This is a genomic window from Chryseobacterium sp. VD8 (genome assembly GCF_037149975.1).
Taxonomy (GTDB): domain Bacteria; phylum Bacteroidota; class Bacteroidia; order Flavobacteriales; family Weeksellaceae; genus Chryseobacterium; species Chryseobacterium indicum.
Genome location: NZ_JBBCQL010000381.1, coordinates 1 through 2,185, shown reverse-complemented (window position 1 = coordinate 2,185; position 2,185 = coordinate 1). Strand labels below are relative to the sequence as shown.

Here is a 2,185-nt window from a genome sequence, read left to right as displayed (position 1 = left end):
ACATTAAGCAATATTTCAAAAAATCTGCTGAACTTGAAGAATTCAATGTACTGAACTAAAAGCTGATGCAAAAAGATACTTGAAAATAAAAACAGTAAAAACTGCGCCCACTGCAGGGACTGAAAAGAGAAAAAATCTGTGGAAGTATCTGTAGAAGTTCTGAAAATCAAAGTTCTGAAATAAGCAATCAAAGTGGTTGCAAACGCATTCATTCCCCAAGTTCCAAGAAATGCATCTACGGAAAGTCCGATGAGAAAACTTAATGCTAAAAACTGAAATTTATTTCTGAAAAAAGGATAAAACATAACGAATACGGGATAAAGTACAGGAGTGTACTTTCCGAAAATGGTGATCCTGTTCAGTACAAAAATCTGTAATGAAACAAGAAAAATCATAATCAATATATCCGTAAATAATGTCCTGCTAATCATTTTCCTTTTTTATTACAGCCTGCATGGTATCCTGAATCTTCTGAACTTCAGCTTTTTTGAGGTTTTTAACCACATAAACTTTGCTTAAAGCCCCCATTTTTTCACTTAGTTCCACCGAAATATCCCAGAATCCGGTTTTATTATCCACAGAATATCCCGCAATGGTTCCGATCTGTACACCTTTAGGGAAAATCGCTGATTTTCCATCGGTAACCACAGTATCGCCAATTTTTAACGCAACATATTTTGGAATATCCGCCAAATGCATGACTCTGGAATTGTCTCCGTTCCATGTTAATGTTCCGAAGTATCCTGAGTTTTTTAAGGCAGCATTGATTCTGATTTTATTAACACTTAAAACCGACTGAACCAAAGCATAGCTGTCTGTAGAATTAATAACGATTCCGGCGATCCCTTTCGGAGCCATCACGCCCATTTGCGGAAAAACACCGTCTCTACGACCTCTGTTGATGGTAAAGTAGTTATTTCTTCTGTTGATACTGTTGAAAACAATCTCCCCATCTACAAAAGTATAGATTTGTCCGCCTCCGATCGTATCATGAACTTTTCTGAACATTGGATTTTTCGCTCCCTGTTTTCCGTAAAGTTCCACCATCAAGGCTTTATTTTGTGCCACAAGATCTTCGTTGATCTGTTTCAGCTTAAGATACGAAACTCCTTCATCGATATATCCAGAAACCCACGAATTGAAAGCAGCAGACTGCCCTGCAATCCATGATTGCTGCATTGCGTTTTTAGAGAATATCAGAACAAGAGCAATAATTTGCAGAAATATAAAGAAGACAAATAGCGCATTCTTTGAAAATAATCTCAGCAAAAATCCCATTCAGATGTGTTTCGTAAAAAGTTAGAATTATTTAATTAAGAAATTGAATTTATCCATATTCTTAAGTGCAATACCTGTTCCGCGAACAACCGCTCTCAACGGATCTTCTGCTACAAATACAGGAAGACCTGTCTTTTTGTGCAATCTGTCTGCAAGACCTCTTAATAATGCACCGCCACCGGCAAGATAAATTCCTGTCTTATAAATATCTGCCGCCAATTCCGGAGGAGTAAGAGAAAGTGTTTCCATTACCGCATCTTCAATTCTGATGATCGATTTATCCAATGCTCTGGCAATCTCTTTATAACCCACCATAATTTCTTTTGGCTTTCCTGTAATAAGGTCTCTTCCCTGTACCGGAATATCTTCGATATCTACGTCTAAGTCTTCAACGGCAGAACCAACTTCGATTTTAATTCTCTCCGCTGTTCTTTCTCCGATATATAAGTTGTGATGCGTTCTTAAGTAATAGGCGATGTCGTTGGTAAATACATCTCCCGCAATTTTTACAGATTTATCGCAAACGATACCTCCTAAAGCTACAACAGCAATTTCTGTAGTACCGCCACCTATGTCGATGATCATGTTTCCTTCAGGTTTCTGTACGTCGATTCCAACCCCTATTGCGGCAGCCATTGGTTCGTATATTAAACGAACTTCTTTAGCGTTTACTTTCTGGGCAGAATCTCTTACCGCTCTTTTTTCAACCTCTGTAATTCCGGAAGGAATACAGATCACGATTCTTAATGCGGGCTGAATAAATTTCCCTTTAATTCCAGGAATTTTTTTGATAAATTCCTTAATCATGTGTTCAGAAGCATGGAAATCGGCAATTACCCCGTCTTTCAACGGACGGATTGTTTTGATGTCCTCATGAGTTTTCCCCTGCATGTGTTTCGCCTGTTCA

The 2,185-nt window shown here is 38.2% G+C and carries 3 protein-coding genes; all 3 read right to left on the bottom strand.

Annotated elements, in window-relative coordinates; translation table 11 throughout:
* The coding region (locus WFK35_RS22370; protein WP_336734806.1) for a rod shape-determining protein MreD at positions 1-431 on the bottom strand (431 nt) is incomplete at its 3' end.
* Positions 424-1,278: a rod shape-determining protein MreC gene (gene mreC / locus WFK35_RS22365; protein ID WP_076391391.1), complete on the bottom strand. Its 855-nt coding sequence runs from the start codon at positions 1,276-1,278 to the stop codon at positions 424-426. The genes WFK35_RS22370 and mreC, both read right to left, overlap by 8 nt.
* Before the next feature lie 27 nt (positions 1,279-1,305).
* The coding region (locus tag WFK35_RS22360; protein WP_336734804.1) for a rod shape-determining protein at positions 1,306-2,185 on the bottom strand (880 nt) is incomplete at its 5' end.